General features: G+C 72.7%; 15 protein-coding genes. 9 read left to right on the forward strand and 6 right to left on the reverse strand.

The features are described from left to right. Nucleotides 1-129: 129 nt before the first annotated feature. Nucleotides 130-975: an AraC family transcriptional regulator gene (locus ACQEVI_RS16795; protein WP_432900808.1), complete on the forward strand. Its 846-nt coding sequence runs from the start codon at nucleotides 130-132 to the stop codon at nucleotides 973-975. Here the strand turns inward: ACQEVI_RS16795 and ACQEVI_RS16800 are convergent. After that, nucleotides 874-2,067, reverse strand: a complete 1,194-nt coding sequence (locus ACQEVI_RS16800) for an MFS transporter (RefSeq protein ID WP_432900810.1) — start codon at nucleotides 2,065-2,067, stop codon at nucleotides 874-876. The two genes, ACQEVI_RS16795 and ACQEVI_RS16800, sit on opposite strands and share 102 nt — an antisense overlap. A gap of 158 nt (nucleotides 2,068-2,225) precedes the next feature. Between ACQEVI_RS16800 and ACQEVI_RS16805 the strand changes: the two genes are divergently transcribed. Next, the gene (locus ACQEVI_RS16805) at nucleotides 2,226-2,774 is read left to right on the forward strand and encodes a helix-turn-helix transcriptional regulator (RefSeq protein ID WP_432900812.1); all 549 of its coding nucleotides are present in this window, start codon (nucleotides 2,226-2,228) and stop codon (nucleotides 2,772-2,774) included. On the opposite strand, the gene ACQEVI_RS16810 is transcribed toward ACQEVI_RS16805, so the two are convergent. The 3 genes from ACQEVI_RS16810 to ACQEVI_RS16820 all read right to left on the reverse strand — a co-directional run bounded on the left by ACQEVI_RS16810 (nucleotide 2,673) and on the right by ACQEVI_RS16820 (nucleotide 5,168). After that, a complete protein-coding gene (locus ACQEVI_RS16810) occupies nucleotides 2,673-3,875 on the reverse strand; it encodes an MFS transporter (protein ID WP_432900814.1) in 1,203 nt (400 codons plus the stop codon). The two genes, ACQEVI_RS16805 and ACQEVI_RS16810, sit on opposite strands and share 102 nt — an antisense overlap. Before the next feature lie 138 nt (nucleotides 3,876-4,013). Next, a complete protein-coding gene (locus tag ACQEVI_RS16815; protein WP_432900816.1) occupies nucleotides 4,014-4,655 on the reverse strand; it encodes a DedA family protein in 642 nt (213 codons plus the stop codon). Nucleotides 4,656-4,730: 75 nt separating this feature from the next. Beyond that, nucleotides 4,731-5,168 carry an Lrp/AsnC family transcriptional regulator gene (locus ACQEVI_RS16820; RefSeq protein WP_116673850.1) on the reverse strand — a complete coding sequence of 146 codons (438 nt, stop codon included), beginning with the start codon at nucleotides 5,166-5,168 and terminating at the stop codon, nucleotides 4,731-4,733. Nucleotides 5,169-5,270: 102 nt separating this feature from the next. Between ACQEVI_RS16820 and ddaH the strand changes: the two genes are divergently transcribed. Both ddaH and ACQEVI_RS16830 read left to right on the forward strand, forming a co-directional pair. Next, the gene (ddaH, locus tag ACQEVI_RS16825; RefSeq protein WP_432900818.1) at nucleotides 5,271-6,182 is read left to right on the forward strand and encodes a dimethylargininase; all 912 of its coding nucleotides are present in this window, start codon (nucleotides 5,271-5,273) and stop codon (nucleotides 6,180-6,182) included. Continuing rightward, a complete protein-coding gene (locus tag ACQEVI_RS16830; protein WP_432900820.1) occupies nucleotides 6,179-7,207 on the forward strand; it encodes an ornithine cyclodeaminase in 1,029 nt (342 codons plus the stop codon). Before ddaH ends, ACQEVI_RS16830 begins: the two co-directional genes overlap by 4 nt. A gap of 75 nt (nucleotides 7,208-7,282) precedes the next feature. Here ACQEVI_RS16830 and ACQEVI_RS16835 read toward each other — a convergent pair whose 3' ends face one another. Further along, on the reverse strand, nucleotides 7,283-8,812 hold the full coding sequence (locus ACQEVI_RS16835) for a M81 family metallopeptidase (RefSeq protein WP_432900822.1): 1,530 nt from the start codon (nucleotides 8,810-8,812) through the stop codon (nucleotides 7,283-7,285). Further along, nucleotides 8,809-10,014, reverse strand: a complete 1,206-nt coding sequence (locus ACQEVI_RS16840) for an ROK family protein (RefSeq protein WP_432900823.1) — start codon at nucleotides 10,012-10,014, stop codon at nucleotides 8,809-8,811. The genes ACQEVI_RS16835 and ACQEVI_RS16840 overlap by 4 nt, the downstream gene beginning before the upstream one ends. 272 nt (nucleotides 10,015-10,286) lie before the next feature. On the opposite strand from ACQEVI_RS16840, the gene ACQEVI_RS16845 reads away from it, so the two are divergent. The 5 genes from ACQEVI_RS16845 to ACQEVI_RS16865 are packed head-to-tail and all read left to right on the forward strand — an operon-like array spanning nucleotide 10,287 to nucleotide 16,641. Next, nucleotides 10,287-12,104 carry a peptide ABC transporter substrate-binding protein gene (locus ACQEVI_RS16845; protein ID WP_432900825.1) on the forward strand — a complete coding sequence of 606 codons (1,818 nt, stop codon included), beginning with the start codon at nucleotides 10,287-10,289 and terminating at the stop codon, nucleotides 12,102-12,104. 1 nt (nucleotide 12,105) lies between these two features. Next, the gene (locus tag ACQEVI_RS16850) at nucleotides 12,106-13,158 is read left to right on the forward strand and encodes an ABC transporter permease (RefSeq protein ID WP_432900827.1); all 1,053 of its coding nucleotides are present in this window, start codon (nucleotides 12,106-12,108) and stop codon (nucleotides 13,156-13,158) included. After that, on the forward strand, nucleotides 13,155-13,991 hold the full coding sequence (locus tag ACQEVI_RS16855) for an ABC transporter permease (protein ID WP_432900829.1): 837 nt from the start codon (nucleotides 13,155-13,157) through the stop codon (nucleotides 13,989-13,991). The genes ACQEVI_RS16850 and ACQEVI_RS16855 overlap by 4 nt, the downstream gene beginning before the upstream one ends. Further along, on the forward strand, nucleotides 13,988-15,751 hold the full coding sequence (locus tag ACQEVI_RS16860) for a dipeptide ABC transporter ATP-binding protein (protein WP_432900831.1): 1,764 nt from the start codon (nucleotides 13,988-13,990) through the stop codon (nucleotides 15,749-15,751). The genes ACQEVI_RS16855 and ACQEVI_RS16860 overlap by 4 nt, the downstream gene beginning before the upstream one ends. Next, entirely contained in the window at nucleotides 15,748-16,641 is an 894-nt protein-coding gene (locus ACQEVI_RS16865) for an ROK family protein (RefSeq protein WP_432900833.1), read from the forward strand. Before ACQEVI_RS16860 ends, ACQEVI_RS16865 begins: the two co-directional genes overlap by 4 nt. The last annotated feature ends 93 nt before the right edge of the window (nucleotides 16,642-16,734 follow it).

Below are 16,734 nucleotides of genomic sequence, written 5' to 3' on the forward strand. Positions count from 1 at the left end.
CTCCTTGGCTGTGGCATGACCTGCGGGCACGCCACCCGCAGTATGTCAGGGCAAGGGCCAGGTCAGCGCGCCGGCGGCTCCGGGAATACGCCGCGCGCGTTCGTGGCTCCGCTTCGTATGGAATGGGACATGACGACGCTGAAGCGCGAGCAGCTACCTGCTGACGCGACGCTGGTGCGGTCCGGTGCCCTGTGGGCCCTGATCCTGTCCGGTGCCGCGACGCTCGAGACGGCCGGCGGTCGCCGGACGATCCTGCCCGGCGACGCCGTGCTCGTCGATCCCCGGACGGCGTACCGGCTCACCGCCGATGTCGACACCGACCTCGTGTCCGGGGACCTCCGGCGCGAGGCCCCCACGCCGTGGTCGAGCCCGCTGGTCCTGCGGGGGTTTGGCGACGAGCACCGCGGCGTCGTCGCCCTCGTGACCACCTGCCCGCTCAGCGTGCCGTGCAAGGCGGACCGGTTCGCGGCGGCCTACGCGGGCCTCATCGGCGCGGCGATCTCCGCCATGTCCCGACCTGTAGACGCGCTCGTCGGCCAGGCCGACGGCGTACGGGGCCCGGCCGACGACCCGGAGGTCGCCGAGGTGGTCGCCGCCCTCGCGGCGAGCCCGGGCGAGCGGTGGACGCTCGACCGGATGGCCGGCCTGGTGCACCTGTCGCGCTCGGCGCTGACCGACCGGTTCCGCCGGGCGACCGGGCACAGCCCGATGCGGATGCTGCGGGAGGTGCGGATGCACCGGGCCCGCACGCTCCTCACCGAGCAGTGCCTGGCGGTCACGCGGGTCGCGTTCGAGGTGGGCTACGGCTCGGTCGCGGCGTTCAGCCGGGCGTTCGCCGCGGACCATGGCGTCTCACCGCTCGGGTGGAGGGCGTCAGGAGCGCGGTATCCGCAGGACCGCCCAGCCGATCCCCGCTGCCACCGCCGCGCCCGCGCCGACCAGCAGCAGTGGCCGGACGCCGTACCCGTCCAGTAGCAACCCGCCCAGCGCCGAGCCCGCGGTGATCGCCACCTGGAAGGCCGTGACGCTGAGCGACATCGCCGACTCGGTCCGCTCGGGCTCGACCCGGGCGCCCCAGAGCTGGACGATGACGGGGATCATGTTGAACGAGAAGCCCCACAGGACCACCGCGACGGCCAGTACCGGCACGGACGGGGCGTTCGCCGTGAGCACCAGTGCGACGCCGAGCGCGATCGGCGCGGCCCCGGCCAGCGGGCGCAGCCAGCGCGCGAGCATCCCCGCCACGATCGTGCCGGTGACGGCGCCGGCACCCCATGCCAGGAGCATCCAGGTGGTGGCGCCGGGATCGATGCGGTCGATCGCGAGGCGGATGTACGGGTACGCCGCGAAGTTGCCGAAAGCGACCAGCACCACGCAGCCGATGCCGGCCATCAGCCGTGTGCTGCGCAGCGCCTCGCGCAGCATCTGCAGGCCCGCCGTCGGGTGGGCCGGGACGGAGGGGAGGGCGATCGCGAGCGCGACCGCGCTGAGCGCGCAGAGTGCGGCGGCGCCTCCGAAGGCCGTCCGCCAGCCGACCGCGTCGCCGACGATCGACCCGAGCGGGACGCCGAGCACCGTCGCGATGCTGACGCCGAACGAGATGGCGGACGACACCACGCGGTCCTTGCCGGGGGCGGCGTAGGTGCCGACGCCGAAGGCGAACGACCAGTACCCGGCGATGGCGACGCCGAGCAGGAGGCGGCCGATCAGCAGCACCGCGAAGCTGGGCGCGAGGGCGACCGCGAGGTTCGACACGGCGGCGGCGGCGAGCAGCCCGAGCATGACCTTGCGCCGGTCGGTCCGGGGGAGGAGCACCGCGATGCTCGGCGCGGTGAAGGCTCCGGCGATCGCCGTCGCGGCGACGGCCAGGCCCGCCGTGCCCTCGCTCACGCCGATGTCGGCGGCGAGGCCCGGCAGCACGCTCGCGGGCAGGAACTCGCTCGCGACCAGGATCGCGATCCCGAAGGAGAGCGCGATGACGGGTGTCCAGGTCGGGGTGCTCGCTGGGACGGGGACGGGGACGGTCGAGCTGGGTGGTGCGCTCGGCGCGACGCTCTGAGTTGGCATGGTTCCAGCGTCGCCGCCGGCTCCTGAGGTCACTTGATCCGCTGACGCCCCCTGTTGATCGCCCGGCCGAGCGCGCGCCGCCGGTCCGCACGTTCGGATCGGCCCCGGGCGGGAATAGCCCGCCCGCTTCCGTGGCTCCGCTTCATATGGAGTGGCAGATGACGACGCTGAAGCGCGACACAGCGGTGGCTCACGTGGTGGCCGAGCTGGTGGCCCGGCCGGGGGAGCCGTGGACGCTCGACGAGATGGCGGGCCTGGTCCACCTGTCGCGTTCGGCCCTCACCGGGCGGTTCCGCCGCGCGACAGGGCATAGCCCCATGCGGGTGCTGCGGGAGGTGCGGATGCACCGGGCGCGCACGCTGCTCGCCGTCGAGCGGCTCTCCGTGACCCGGGTCGCGTTCGAGGTGGGGTACGGCTCGGTCGCGGCGTTCAGCAGGGCGTTCGCGGTGGACCACGGCGTCTCGCCGCTCGCGTGGCGGTCCGGGCCGGTGGCGCCCGTCGGGCCGACGTCGGCCGCGCGCCGCTGTCGGCCCTGGGTCCCGTCGGTCCCGCCGGCACCGGCAGCCCGTCCGGGCCGGACGGCGGCGTCGGCCCCGTGGCCGGTCTCAGGTGCGGGGCACCCGCAGGACCGCCCAGCCGATCCCGGCCGCGACCGCCGCTCCCGCGCCGACCAGCAGCAACGACTGGACGCCGTGCCCGTCCAGTAGCGCGCCGCCCAGGGCTGCGCCGACGGTTATCGCTACCTGGAAGGCGGTGACCTGCAGCGACATCGCGGACTCCGCCCGCTCCGGCTCGACCCTGGTGACCCAGAGCTGTGTGATCACCGGCATCATGCTGATGGAGAGGCCCCACAGCACCATGGCGACCGCGAGCACGGGCAGCGAGGTGGCGAACGCCGCCAGCACGAGCGAGGCGGAGAGCACGACGGGTGCGACGGCGGCCAGCGGCCGCAGCCACCGGGCGAGCACGCCGGCCAGCAGGGTACCCACCAGCCCGCCGAGGCCCCACGTGAGCAGCAGCCACGTGGTAGCGGCCGGGTCCACGTCCTCGATGGCTATGCGGATGTAGGGGTACGCGGCGAAGTTGCCGAGCGCGACCAGCACCACGCACGCGATGCCCGCCATGAGCCGCCCGTTGCGCAGGGCCGCGCGCAGCATGCGCAGGCCGGCCCCCGGATGGGGCGGGACCGAGGGCAGCGCCATGGTGAGCGCGACGGCGCCGAGCGCGGTGAGCACCGCGGTGCCGCCGAACGTGGCCCGCCAGCCGACGGCGTCCCCCACGACGGAGGCGAGCGGGATACCGACCACCGTCGCGATGCTGGTGCCGAACGCCAGCGCGGACGAGACCAGGCGATCCTTGCCCGGCACGGCGTGGGTGCCGGCGCCGAAGGCGAACGACCAGTAGCCCGCCAGTGCGACACCGAGCAGCAGCCGGCCGACCAGGAGCACGGCGAAGCTCGGCGCGAGCGCCACCGCGACGTTCGAGAGCGCCGCGATCGCGAGGAGGACGACGAGCACCGTGCGGCGGTCGGTCCGGGGAAGCAGCACGGCGACGCTCGGCGCGGTGAACGCGCCGGCGATCGCCGTAGCGGCTACCGCGAGACCGGCCCGGCCCTCGCTCACCCCGACGTCGGCTGCGAGGGCAGGCAGCACGCTCGCCGGGAGGAACTCGCCCATGAGCACCATGGCGATGCCGAACGAGAGCGCCGCGACGGGGGTCCAGGTGCGGCGCGGAGGGGCGACGGTGCCGGCTGGTCGGCTGCCCGCGGCCCCGGGTGGGGTGCTCACCGAGACGTTCTGGGAAGGCATGCCTTCTACCCTCGCCGCAACCCACCCGCGGCGGTTGATCCCCCGAAGCGCCCGCTTGATCCCCCGGCGCGAGCGGGTGAGAACGGGGTTGTGTTCGGTAGGCCCGCCAAGACGAACACAACCCCGTTCTCGTGGCGGCTACGCGGAAGTCGTCGTGCTGGTGGTTCGGTCCTGGTGCCAGGCGCGGATGCCCGCTACCACCGACGCCGCGATGACGACACCCGCGACCACGTACGCGATGGGGCGTACCGACGGGTCCGACGCCGCGAAATACCCGAGCACCGTGATGAGGACCGCCCAGCTGAGCGCCCCGAACACGTTCGCCGTGAGGAAGCGCAGGTACGGCATGCCGCCGACCCCCGCGATCACCGGGACGAACACGCGCGCCCACGGCATGTAGCGGCCGATGACCACCGACCACCAGCCGAACAGCTCGTAGAACCGTTCGGTGCGCACCACCATCGACTGCACCCAGCGGCCCTTCCGGGAGCTTAGGTACGGCCGCCCGTACCTGCGGCCCAGGAGAAACGCGACCTGGTCGCCCGCCACCGCCGCGACGCCGACACCGATCGCGAGCACCCAGATGTCTATGCGGTCGGTGCTGCCGGCGACGATGCCGGCGCCGAACAGCAGGCCGTCCCCGGTGAGGAACGGGATGAAGACGCCCACGAAGAACGCGGTGCCGACGAAGACGAGGCCCCAGACGACCAGGTAGAACGCGAGAGGTCCGAGTACGTCGAGCCAGCCGGCGACGTCGTCGGAGACCGTGGTTCTGAGCATCGGGGGCGCCCTCCGGTCCGATAGGGAAAGTCCTGTTAGGACACCCTAAGGCGTAGCGGGCCCGGCCCGGTCATGTCAGGCGCCCGGACGGTCGACGACGCGCGACATCACGAGCGCCGTCCGCGTCTTGACCACGTGCGTGACCGTCCGGATGCGCTCCACCACGTGCTCGATCTGCTCCATGTTCGCGGCCATGACGTGCACCATCGCGTCGGCGTCGCCGGTCACCGTGGAGACCCGGACCACCTCAGGGATGGGCGCGAAGTCGCGCTCGAGCACCGCAGGCGAGACGATGCCGGAGCAGAAGATCTCGACGTAACCCTCCAGCGTCCAGCCCATCGCCTGCGGGTCCACCCGCACGGTGAAGCCCGCGATCTCCCCGCGGGCGATCATGAGGTCCACCCGGCGCTTCACGGCGGGCGCGGAGAGGCCGACGACGCTGCCGACCTCCTGGTACGTGGCACGTCCGTCGCGCAGCAGCTCGCCGACGATTGCCCGGTTCACGGCATCCATGAACGAATCGTTCAGTACAGCGCGCGATTGCGCAAGAAACCGTGGCTGAATGCACAACGGAAGCATGGTTGTTGTGAATCAGTCCGCACGTAGCCTCACGGCATGACGCAGACCACCGCGCCTCTGACGCAGACCACCGCGCAGCGCACCGCGACACCCCGGCACTACCTCATGTGCCCGCCCACGTACTTCGACGTCGTCTACGCCATCAACCCCTGGATGGACCCGTCGTCGCCCGTCGACACCGCCAAGGCGCTCGCTCAGTGGGAGGCGCTGCGCGCCGCCTACGAGGCCCGCGGCCACCGGGTCGACGTGATCGAGCCCGAGCCCGGCCTGCCCGACATGGTCTACGCGGCCAACGGCGGGATCGTCGTCGGCGGACGGGCGCTCGCCGCCCGGTTCACGTTCCCCGAGCGCGCGGCCGAGGGCCCCGCGTACGACCGCTGGTTCGACACCGCCGCCGCGGCGCCCTACCGCCGGCTCGGCGAGGCCGTCGAGACCATGGAGGGCGAGGGCGACCTCCTGCTGATCGGCAAGCTGCTGCTCGCGGGCACCGGCTTCCGCACCACGCCCGCCGGCCACACCGAGGTGGCCGAGCGCCTGGAACTGGCAGAGCAGGGCATCGAGCTGATCCCGCTCGAGCTCGTCGACCCGCGCTACTACCACCTCGACACCGCTCTCTCGGTGCTCGACGACGGTGCCGTCTCCGGCGAGACCGTGGTGGCCTACTACCCCGAGGCGTTCAGCCCCGCCGCGCAGGAGACGCTGCGCCGACTGTTCCCCGACGCGATCCTGGTCGGTGCCGACGACGCCGCCGTGCTGGGCCTGAACGTCGTGTCCGACGGGCTGCACGTGTTCCTCAGCGACCGTGCCCGCGACTACGCCGACGCGCTCAAGGAGCGGGGCTTCGTCCCCGTCGGCGTCGACCTGTCCGAGATCTTCAAGGGCGGCGGCTCGGTCAAGTGCTGCACGCTCGAGCTGCGCCCCGCCACCTCCGAGGAGACCCAGCGATGACCACAGTCCCGTATCTCGACGTCGCCGCCACCGCCCGCTGGGTGGCCCGCCGCGGCCCCGAGGCGGCCATCGCCGCCCTGACCGACGCGTTGGAGCGCGACTTCGCGCGCTGGCCCGAGCTCGACAAGAGGCCGCGCATCGCGTCGCACTCGAAGGAGGGCGTGATCGAGCTCATGCCCACCTCCGACGACACGACCTACGGCTTCAAGCTGGTCAACGGGCACCCGCTCAACCCGACGAACGGGTTCCAGACGGTGACGGCGATCGGTGTGCTCGCCGACGTCGGCAACGGCTACCCGACGTTCCTCGCCGAGATGACGCTGCTCACCGCCCTCCGCACGGCCGCGACGTCGGCCCTTGCCGCCCGGTACCTGGCTCCGGCCGAGTCCCGCACCCTGGCGCTGATCGGCTGCGGCTCGCAGGCCGAGTTCCAGGCGCTCGGCATGCGCGCCGAGCTGGGCATCGAGACGCTCCGCATCTTCGACGTCGACCCGCTCGCCATGGAGAAGCTGGCCCGGCACGCCAAGGCGCTCGGCTTCGACGTGGTCATGGCGGTCGACGCCGCTGACGCCGTCCGCGGCGCGGACGTCATCACCACCTGCACCGCCGACAAGCAGAACGCGACGGTGCTGCACGACGCCGACGTCACGGGCGGGGTGTTCATCAACGCGATCGGCGGGGACTGCCCGGGCAAGACGGAGCTGGACGCAGCGATCGTCGCCCGTGCGAGCGTGTTCGTGGAGCTGCCCGAGCAGACCCGTATCGAGGGCGAGATCCAGCACCAGGCGCCGGACTTCCCGGTCACGGAGCTGTGGCAGGTCGTCACGGGTGTGGCTTCGGGGCGGCAGAACGCCGACGAGCTGATCGTGTGGGACTCCGTCGGGTTCGCCGTGGAGGACTGGACCGCGCTGAAGTTCGTGCTGGAGGACGTGACGGCGAACGCGCCGGAGCTGCTCCAGCACCTCGACCTCATCGCGGAGCCGGAAGACCCGAAGGACCTCTTCTCCCTGGTAGCGGAGGCCTGATCCCTCCGACCGTTGAGTGCTGGATATTCGCCCTTCTTCATGTGTCAGAGGGGCGAATATCCAGCACTCAGCGGGTTAGAGGAGGGTGGGGGTGAGGTTTGGGTCGGTCGCGAACGTGTGGAAGGGGTGGGTCGGGGGCGTCAGGCGGTGGTGGCCCAGGCGGAGCAGGTCCTGGTCGACGCCGCCCGGGGTGAGCATCAGCATCCAGTCGGCCGCCATGTCGTACAGGTCAGGCTCCAGGTAGCCGATCTTCACCACGACGACGTCGGTCCCGCGCGGGTCCAGCCCGATCGACGTGAAGTCGGACTCCAGGTGGTAGGGCTTGCGCCGTTCCGTGAGGATCACGCGCAGCCCGCCCACGCGGACGACGGCGACCGTCCCGGCGTCGGGGTCGCCCTCGCTGACGTGCTCCACGACGCCGCGCAGCCGAACGGGCCCGTGCGGGCCGTCGTCCACCCGGGCGCCCGCCTCGACGTCGACCTCGGCGCCCGTGCCGTGCTCCGCCCAGGCCTTCGCGACCTCGCGGGCCGCTGCAGCGTCGGGCAGTGAGGCGTAGATCGCGGTGCGGCCGCCGGTCGCGACCGGGCCGACGTCGTCGCCGTCCTCGGGTGTCGCGGCGAAGGCCGGCTCGGCCAGCAGGCGCGCGAGCGTCCAGGTGACGTCGCCCGCGCCGCCGGCGGTCGGGTTGTCGCCCGAGTCGGACAGGAAGTACGGCCGCTGGTCGCTCGCCAGGGCCGTCGCCACGCACTCCTCGTACGGGGCGGCCGGCGCCACGAACGCGAACTCGTCGCGCGCGTCCCAGTACCGGCGGCCCAGCCGTTCGGCCTCGCGCAGGATCACCTCCTCGTCGTCACCCGTGACGACGACGGCGGCCCGGCAGCTCGGCTCGTCCGCCCACGCGTACCCGACCCAGAGCGCGGCGTCGACCACGCCGGGCAGCCCGGCGACCCGCGCGACGTCCGCGTAGATCGACGCCGCGGGCTCGATCCGTGTACTCGTCTTCTCGCCTGGGAGCAGCACGGGGACCTGCAGCCAGGCCTTCTTCGGGGCGCCGCCGGACCGCAGCCGCGACAGCAGGTTGGTGGCGGCCCGCTCCCGCGTCTCCCATACGTCCTCGTGCGGGGCCATGCGGTAGCACGTGATCAGGTCGCTGACCTCGGCGAGCTCGCGCGGCACGTTGCCGTGCAGGTCCATGGTGGTGCTGATCAGCGTCCCGGGTCCGACGGCGGCGCGTACGGCCGCCGCGAGGTCGGCCTCGGCGTCGTCCCGCCCGACGACGGTCATCGCGCCGTGGATGTCGAGCAGCACGCCGTCGTACGGGCCGTGCTCGGCCTGCCGGCCGCGCAGCGTCGCGACGATCTCGTCACGTACGGACTCGTAGACGTCGGCGGGCACTGCCCCGCCCGGCAGCGAGCGGGCGTGCAGCACGCCGGTCCAGTCGGCGGCGTCGCGCAGGGGAGCTCCGTCGGCGAGGAACGGGTAGTGCGCCACCAGCTCGTCGCCGCGGCGGAGCGTGAACGCCTCCCAGCCGGAGCGGTGCGGCGAGAAGGTGCTGGACTCGATCGACATGCCGGCGATCGCGACGCGGGGGCGGGAGCTGGTCATCGGGTTCCTTCCGGTGCGGTGGTGGCGAGGGCGTGCGGCACCAGCGTGTCCTCCAGGAGGCGGCCCACGCCCACGAGGTTGGCGTCGGCGCCCAGGCCGGACGGCGCGATCACCAGGTCGCGGGTCGTCAGCGGGTGGGCGCCCTCGTAGATCTGGCTGCGGATCGCCGAGACGAACGGCTCGAGCGTGGACAGCGCGCCGCCCAGGTACACGGCGCCAGGATTGAAGAAGTTGACGACCGTGCACAGCACCTCGCCCAGGTGCCGGCCGGCGGTCCGGGCGAGCGTGGTCGCCACTGGGTCGGCGTCCCGCACGAGGCGCAGGACGTCGGCGGTCGCCGCGACGTCGTACCCCTGCTCCCGCAGGAGCCGCACCAGGTGTGCGCCCGAGGCCACCGTCTCCAGGCAGCCGCGGTTGCCGCAGGTGCACGGGGTGTCGCCCCCGGCGGGTACGCGGGTGTGCGTGATGTCGCCGGCGCCGCCGCCCGCGCCGCGGTACAGGCGGTCGTCGACCAGGATGCCGGCGCCGATGGCGCTGCCCGCCTTGACCGACACCGAGTGCCGGTGCCGGCGCGCGTGCCCGAAGTGCTCACCGACGGCCATCGCGTTGGCGTCGTTCTCGACCACCGCCGGGACATCGAGGGCTCCCTCGAGCCAGGTCCCGACGTCGAACCCCGACCACCCCGGCATGCGCGACGGCGAGTCGAGGGCGCGGCGGGCGACGTCGACCGGACCGGGCAGGGAGATGCCGACGCCGAGCAGCCGACCGCCGGCCGGCGCCTGGCCGCCATCCGACGCGGTGCCCGCCAGCTCGCGCAGAACCTCGGTGACCTGCGTCAGCACCGGTTCCGGGCCGTCCGCGATCGCGATCGCCACCTCGGTCGTCGTGGCGAGCTCGCCGCCGTGCCGCAGGATCCCGAGGCGCGCGTGGGTGCCGCCGACATCGACGACGCCGAGGTAGCCCGTGCTGCCCGGCACGCGCAGGGCGCGGGGGCGCCGTCCGCCGCTGGAGGCGCCCTCGCCCGTCTCCTCCAGGGCGCCCGAGGCGAGCATCGCCTGCACCCGTTGCGACACGGTGGACGGTGCGATGCCGAGCGAGTCGGCGATCTCCTTGCGGGACCGGGCGCGGCCGCTCGACACGAGCACGAGAATCTCCCGCTCGAGCCGCGGTACGCCGACCCGGGGGCGCGCGATCTGGGCCACGGGCATCCTCCGTCTCTGCGGTCCGGCGCGAGTGGGGGCTTCCCGCACTTCCGCCGGACCTGGAACAAGCTGGCGGCACGAGTCTGCACCATCGCCCGCCGTTGCCCGGGCGCAGGGGCTTTTTGCGCGGGCGAATTAACAATCTTGTTACGGATAGCGCGTAGATCGGCAGAACTTGGTGCGTCTACGGTGCTTGATTATTCGGCCGCCGAATCAAGTCTCCAGTACCAGAGGCTCTTGCGTCGACGGCGCTGCACACCAAGGAGACCCAGATGCGCACCACGCATGCCGTACGGGCCGTACGGCTGGCCGTCGGGGCTGCCGCAGCCGTCGCCCTCCTCGCCGGATGCTCGACGTCCTCCGGTGCGGACGGGGCGGACGGGGCGGCCGGCCGCACCGACGTCAACTACGCGCTGCCCGCCAACGCGACCCCGAACTGGATAGTGCCGCTCGGGATCGCGGGCAAGCTCGCCACCCACAACTCCGCGATCATGCGCACCCTCTGGGAGCCGCTCGTCGCCTACGACGGTTCCGAGGGCGAGGTGGGGCGCGTCGCGCAGGCCGACCTCGCCTCCGACATCACCTTCTCCGACGACGGCCGCACCGCGACCATCACGCTGGACGACCGCACCTGGAGCGACGGCGAGCCCGTCACCTCCGCGGACGTGAAGTTCTGGTTCGACCTCGTCAAGGCCAACACCGACGTCTGGGCCAGCTACTCCGAGGGCCGCATGCCCGACAACGTCACCGAGGTCGCGACCCCCGACGACAAGACCGTCGAGCTGACCTTCGACAAGGTCTACAACCCGGAGTGGCTGCAGGCGTCCCAGCTCACGCTCATCGTGCCGCTGCCCGCGCACGCCTGGGCCAAGACCTCCGACGACGCCGAGCCCGACCCGGCGCTCGCCGAGACGGACGAGGGCGCGAAGGAGATCTTCGACTACCTCGTCACGCAGAGCGAGGACCTGTCCACCTACGAGTCGAACCCGCTGTGGCAGACCATCAACGGGCCGTACTCGCTGACCGGGTTCACCGACGCCGGCCAGGTCGAGCTCACCAAGAACGACAAGTACGACGGCGACGACGCCGCCTCGATCACCACCGTCAACCTTCTGCCGTACACGTCGACGGACGCCGAGGTGAACGCCGTCCGGTCCGGCGCGGTGGACTACGGGTACATCCCGACGACCGGTCTCGACGCGCCGGAGCAGTACGAGCAGCTCGACTACACGATCGAGCCGTGGGCGGGCTGGTCCATCACGTACCTGCCGTACAACTTCAACCACCCCGAGCTGGGTCCGGTCTACCGCCAGCTCTACGTGCGCCAGGCGCTGCAGCACCTCGTGGACCAGGAGCAGATCTCTGACGTCATCTGGAAGGGCGCGGCGCTGCCCGGCTACGGCCCGGTGCCGCAGAACCCCGAGAGCGACTTCCTCTCCGACGAGCAGAAGGAGAACCCGTACCCGTTCGACCCGGAGGCCGCCGCCACGCTGCTGGCCGACCACGGCTGGACCGCGGGCTCCGACGGCGTGCTCGAGTGCGCCGCCCCGGGTGACGGGGACGACGAGTGCGGCGAGGGCGTCAAGGACGGCCAGAAGCTCGCGATCACGATCCTGACGCAGAGCGGCTCGGCCGAGACCGACAACATGTTCGCCGAGATCAAGTCCACCTTCGACAAGGCGGGCGTCGCCGTCACCATCGAGTCGGCGCCGCTGAACACGGTGCTCTCGTCCATCGCCCCGTGCACCGCCGACCAGCCGGACTGCGACTGGCAGCTGCCGTTCTTCGGCACGGCGGGCAGCTGGTACTTCGGCGGCTATCCGAGCGGCGAGCGCGTGTTCGGCACCGGGGCGGCGTCGAACTTCGGCTCGTACTCCGACGAGGAGCTCGACACCCTCATGCACGACTCCACCGAGAGCACCGACCCGTCGGTGATGCAGGAGTACTCGAGGTACGGCGCCGAGAACCTGCCGGTCATGTGGCTGCCGAACCCGGTCTACCAGGTGTCGGTGATCAAGAACGGCCTCGAGGGCACCACCCAGGACCCGCTGGCGAGCTTCCACCCGCAGCGTTGGAGCTGGGCCGACTGACATGACAGACGCTCCAGCGACAGAGGGCGGGTCCGCGCAGAGCCGGACCGTCCCACCCGGGGTCGCCGCGCCCGTGCCCGCCAGGGCACAGCGCGGCGGCTTCGGCCGCTTCCTGATCAGGCGGGTGCTCCAGGCGCTCGTCGTGGTCCTCGTCGTCAGCGTGATCGTGTTCGCGCTGCTGCACGCGCTGCCCGGCGGCCCGGCCAGAGGTGTCCTCGGCCAGCAGGCCAGCGCGGAGCAGATAGCGGCGTTCGAGGCCGCGAACGGCCTGGACCAGCCCGTCGTCATGCAGTACCTGTCGTTCCTCGGGCGCTCCCTGACCGGAGACCTCGGCGACTCGTACCTGCTCAACCAGTCAGTCTCGGACGCGATAGCCCTGCGTCTGCCCAAGACGCTGCTGCTGACCGGGCTGTCGCTCGTCGCCGCGGTGCTCGTCGCGGTGCCGGTCGGCGTCTACCAGGCGGTGCGGCGCAACCGCGCCGTCGACTACTGGCTCTCGACGCTCGCGATCGTCGCCTACTCGACCCCCACGTTCTTTCTCGGGATGCTCCTGATCCTGCTGCTCAGCCAGACCGCCGGGCTGTTCCCGGCGGCCGCACCACAGGGCAACGGGGTCCTGGAGGTGCTGTCCCAGCCCGCCGGCCTCGTGCTGCCGGTGCTCACGGGAGCCGTGCCGATAGTCGCCACGTTCAGCCGCTACATGCGGTCCTCGACACTGGACAACCTCGGCGAGGACTACGTGCGCACCGCCCGGGCCAAGGGCACCGCCTACCGGGCGGTGGTGCTCCGGCACGTGCTGCGCAACTCGCTGACGCCCGTCGTCGCGATGCTCGGCTACTACCTGCCCGTCATGTTCGGCGGCGCGCTCGTCGTCGAACAGCTCTTCAACTACCCGGGCATGGGCCTGCTGTTCTGGAGCGCCGCGCAGAGCAGCGACTTCCCGGTGCTGCTCGGCTGCGTGCTCGTCATCTCGGTCGCCACGGTCGTCGGTTCGCTGGTGGCCGACGTCGTCCAGGCGCTCCTGGACCCACGCACCCGGGGGGCCGCACGATGACCGCTCTGCGACGTTTCACGACGAACCGGCTGGCCGTGGTCGGCGCGGTGGCGCTCGCCGTGCTGGTGCTGTTCGCCGTGCTCGGGCCGTGGGTGTATCCGACGGAGCAGGTCGCGACCGACCTCGCGGCCGCGAACCTGCCGCCCGGCGTCGACGGGCATCCGCTGGGCACCGACGCGCTCGGCTACGACAACCTGGGCCGGCTCATGGTCGCCGGCCGGGTATCGCTGCTGGTCGGCGTGGCCGCGGGCGTGCTCGCCACGGTGGTCGGCACCCTGTGGGGCGCGATCGCCGGGTACGTGGGCGGCCCGGTGGACGCCGTCATGATGCGCGTGGTCGACGCCGGGATCGCCATCCCCGCGATCTTCCTGCTGCTGGTGCTCTCCACGATCGTGCGGCCGACGGTCGGGATGATGATCGTCGTGCTGGGCATGGTGTCGTGGCTGGTCCCGGCCCGGCTGATCCGGGCGGAGGCGCTGTCCGTCCGGACCCGCGACTACGTGGTCGCGGCGCGCGCCATGGGTGCGTCGCACGGCCGCACCGTCATCTCGCACGTCATCCCGAACACTGTCGGCACGGTGGTCGTGAACGCGACGTTCCAGGTCGCCGACGCCATCCTGCTCGTCGCCTACATCAGCTTCCTCGGGATGGGCATCCAGCCGCCCACCACCGACTGGGGCGCGATGCTCAACGACGGCATCAACTACATCTACCAGGGCGCCTGGTGGCTCATCCTGCCGCCGGGCCTCGCGATAGTGATCGTCGTGTGCGCCCTGAACTTCGTGGGCGACGGGCTGCGGGACGTCGTCGACGTGAAGGGGAGGACCACATGAGCGCGCTGCCCGCCCAGGCTCAGCAGGGGGACGACGTCGTCCTGCGCATCCGGGACCTGAACGTCACGTTCGGTACCGGGTCCGGAGACGTGCCCGCCGTCCGCGGCGTCGACCTTGAGGTGGGGCGCGGCCGGGTGGTCGCCCTGGTGGGGGAGTCGGGCTCCGGCAAGAGCGTCACGTCACTCTCGGTGCTGGGCCTGCTGCCCTCGACGGCTCGGGTCACGGGTTCGGTGGAGCTGTTCGACGGCGGTGGGCCGCGCGACGTCGTCGCCACGCCCGAGAACGGGCTGGTGGACCTCCGCGGCCGCGTGGCGTCCATGGTCTTCCAGGAGCCGATGACGGCGCTCAACCCGACCATGACGCTGGGCGACCAGGTGGCCGAGGCCGTGCTGAACCACGAGCGGGTCCCGCGGGCCGTCGCTCGCGAACGGGCGGTCGGGCTGCTCCGGGCGGTCGGTATCCCCGAGCCGGAGCGGCGGGCGCGGCAGTACCCGCACGAGCTGTCCGGCGGGCAGCGGCAGCGGGTGGTCATCGCGATCGCGCTGGCCTGCGAGCCGCGCCTGATCGTGGCGGACGAGCCGACGACGGCGCTCGACGTGACCGTGCAGGCCGAGATCCTGGACCTGCTGCGCGAGCTGGTCGCCGAGCGGGGCACCGCGCTGCTGCTGGTCACGCACAACATGGGGGTGGTGGCCGACATCGCCTCCGACGTGGCCGTGATGAGGGACGGCCGGATCGTGGAGCACGGGCCCGTGGAGCAGGTGCTGCTCGCGCCGGAGCACGAGTACACGCGCACGCTGCTCGACGCGGTCCCGGCGGTCCCGCCGGCCTCGCTGGACGACCGCGAAGCAGAGGGTGTGTCCGAGTCTCCCCGGCGAGACCAGGGAGAATCGGACACACCCTCTGCTTCGCGGTCATCCGGAGAGGTGGTGCTCGAGCTGCGTGGCGTGAGCCTGGACTATCGCGTCCAGGGCCGGCACGTGCGCGCGGTGGGGGGCCTCGACCTCACCGTGCGCGCGGGCGAGATGCTGGGCCTGGTCGGTGAGTCCGGATCGGGCAAGTCCACGGCGGGCCGGGCTTGCCTGGGCCTGCTGACGCCGTCGGAGGGTGAGGTGCTGCTGCTCGGCGCCTCGGTCGCCAGGGCACGGGGCCGGGCCCGACGGCGTCTCCTGGCCGACGTCGGCGTCGTGTTCCAGGACCCGGGCGCGTCGCTCGACCCGCGCAAGCTCGTGGGCGAGTCGATCGCGGAGCCGCTGGCGATCCACGGCCGCGACGGGCGGCGGCTGTCGGGAGCCGAGCGGCGGGCGCGGGTCCGCGAGCTGCTGGACGCCGTACGCCTGCCCGTAGGGGCGGAGCGCCGCTACCCGCACGAGTTCTCCGGCGGGCAGCGGCAGCGCATCGGGCTGGCGCGCGCCCTGGCGCTCCGGCCGCGCCTCCTGGTCGCCGACGAGCCCACCAGCGCGCTCGACGTCTCGGTGCAGGCAGAGGTGCTGCAGGTGCTCAAGGACCTGCACGCGGAGCTGGGCTTCGGCTGCCTGTTCATCAGCCACGACCTCGGCGTCGTGCACGAGCTGACCGACCGGGTGGCGGTGCTGCGGGCGGGCCGCCTCGTCGAGAGCGGCAGGACGGCGGACGTGTTCAGCGCCCCGCGGGAGCTGTACACGGCGGAGCTGCTGGCCTCCGTGCCGACGCCCGATCCCGTCGCCCAGCGTGAACGGCGCGAGGCCAGGCAGCGGCTCGCCCCGGGCGCCGCCCGATGAGCGGCGATCCGACTGCGGGGGTCGACATCGGCGGCACCAAGATCCGCGCCGCCGTCGTCGCGCCCGGTGGTGCGGTGCTCGCCTCGGCGACCGCGCCGACGCCGTCGGGCGGGGAGGCGATGCTCGACGTCGCCGCGGACCTGGTCGCGCGCGCCGTCGCCTCGGCAGGGGTACTGGTGGCGGCTGTCGGGGTCGGCGCGGCGGGCGTCGTCGACCCTGGGACGGGGGAGGTGCTCGCGGCCAGCGACTCGTTCACCGGGTGGGTGGGCACCAACCTGAGGGACGGGATCGTGAGGCGGACGGGGCTACGGGTCGTCGCCGCGAACGACGTCGACTCGTTCCTCGTGGGCGAGGCGACGTGGGGTGCCGTCCGGGGCGTCCGCTCCGCGGCGGGTATCGCGCTCGGGACGGGTGTCGGGGGAGCGTTGTGGCTGGACGGCGCGCTGTACCGCGGCGCGGGGGCGGCGGGCGAGATCGGGCACATGCCCGGGTTCGGCGACGCGCGCTGCACGTGCGGTCAACGGGGGCACCTGGAGACGCTGGCCTCCGGCCGGTCGGTGGCCCGCAGGTACGCGGAGCTCGGCGACGGTGCGGACGTCGGGGCCGCGGAGATCGAGGACCGGGCGCGCGCAGGAGACCCGACGGCGGTCCGGGTGCTCGCCGACGCCGGGCACGCCGTCGGCTCCGCGGTGCTGATGCTCGCGGCGCTGCTCGACGTCGGACACGTCGTGGTGGGCGGTGGCCTCGCCCGCGCGTGGGACCTGCTGGAACCCGCGCTCCTGGCCCGGCTGCGCGAGGAACCGCCCGTGTCGGGGCATCCGATCGAGGTGCGCCGTGCGGTGCTCGGGGGTGACGCGACGGTCGTGGGCGCGGCGGCCCTCGCTCGCTGACCGACCAGTCCCGGGAACGACCCCTACATCGTGCACGCGATCATCGGCGTGTCGCGTGCACGATGGAGGGGTCGTTCTTGGGACTGGCTGCGG

Origin of the sequence: Promicromonospora sp. CA-289599 (assembly GCF_050936155.1) — a bacterium.
Lineage (GTDB): Bacteria > Actinomycetota > Actinomycetes > Actinomycetales > Cellulomonadaceae > Promicromonospora.

Bases quoted from the DNA above. Each gene is read 5' to 3' on its own strand.
- ACQEVI_RS16795 (WP_432900808.1), top strand. From the start codon at position 130: ATGACGACGCTGAAGCGCGAGCAGCTACCTGCTGACGCGACGCTGGTG.
- ACQEVI_RS16800 (WP_432900810.1), bottom strand. From the start codon at position 2,067: ATGCCAACTCAGAGCGTCGCGCCGAGCGCACCACCCAGCTCGACCGTC.
- ACQEVI_RS16805 (WP_432900812.1), top strand. From the start codon at position 2,226: ATGACGACGCTGAAGCGCGACACAGCGGTGGCTCACGTGGTGGCCGAG.
- ACQEVI_RS16810 (WP_432900814.1), bottom strand. From the start codon at position 3,875: ATGCCTTCCCAGAACGTCTCGGTGAGCACCCCACCCGGGGCCGCGGGC.
- ACQEVI_RS16815 (WP_432900816.1), bottom strand. From the start codon at position 4,655: ATGCTCAGAACCACGGTCTCCGACGACGTCGCCGGCTGGCTCGACGTA.
- ACQEVI_RS16820 (WP_116673850.1), bottom strand. From the start codon at position 5,168: ATGGATGCCGTGAACCGGGCAATCGTCGGCGAGCTGCTGCGCGACGGA.
- ddaH (WP_432900818.1), top strand. From the start codon at position 5,271: ATGACGCAGACCACCGCGCCTCTGACGCAGACCACCGCGCAGCGCACC.
- ACQEVI_RS16830 (WP_432900820.1), top strand. From the start codon at position 6,179: ATGACCACAGTCCCGTATCTCGACGTCGCCGCCACCGCCCGCTGGGTG.
- ACQEVI_RS16835 (WP_432900822.1), bottom strand. From the start codon at position 8,812: ATGACCAGCTCCCGCCCCCGCGTCGCGATCGCCGGCATGTCGATCGAG.
- ACQEVI_RS16845 (WP_432900825.1), top strand. From the start codon at position 10,287: ATGCGCACCACGCATGCCGTACGGGCCGTACGGCTGGCCGTCGGGGCT.
- ACQEVI_RS16850 (WP_432900827.1), top strand. From the start codon at position 12,106: ATGACAGACGCTCCAGCGACAGAGGGCGGGTCCGCGCAGAGCCGGACC.
- ACQEVI_RS16855 (WP_432900829.1), top strand. From the start codon at position 13,155: ATGACCGCTCTGCGACGTTTCACGACGAACCGGCTGGCCGTGGTCGGC.
- ACQEVI_RS16860 (WP_432900831.1), top strand. From the start codon at position 13,988: ATGAGCGCGCTGCCCGCCCAGGCTCAGCAGGGGGACGACGTCGTCCTG.
- ACQEVI_RS16865 (WP_432900833.1), top strand. From the start codon at position 15,748: ATGAGCGGCGATCCGACTGCGGGGGTCGACATCGGCGGCACCAAGATC.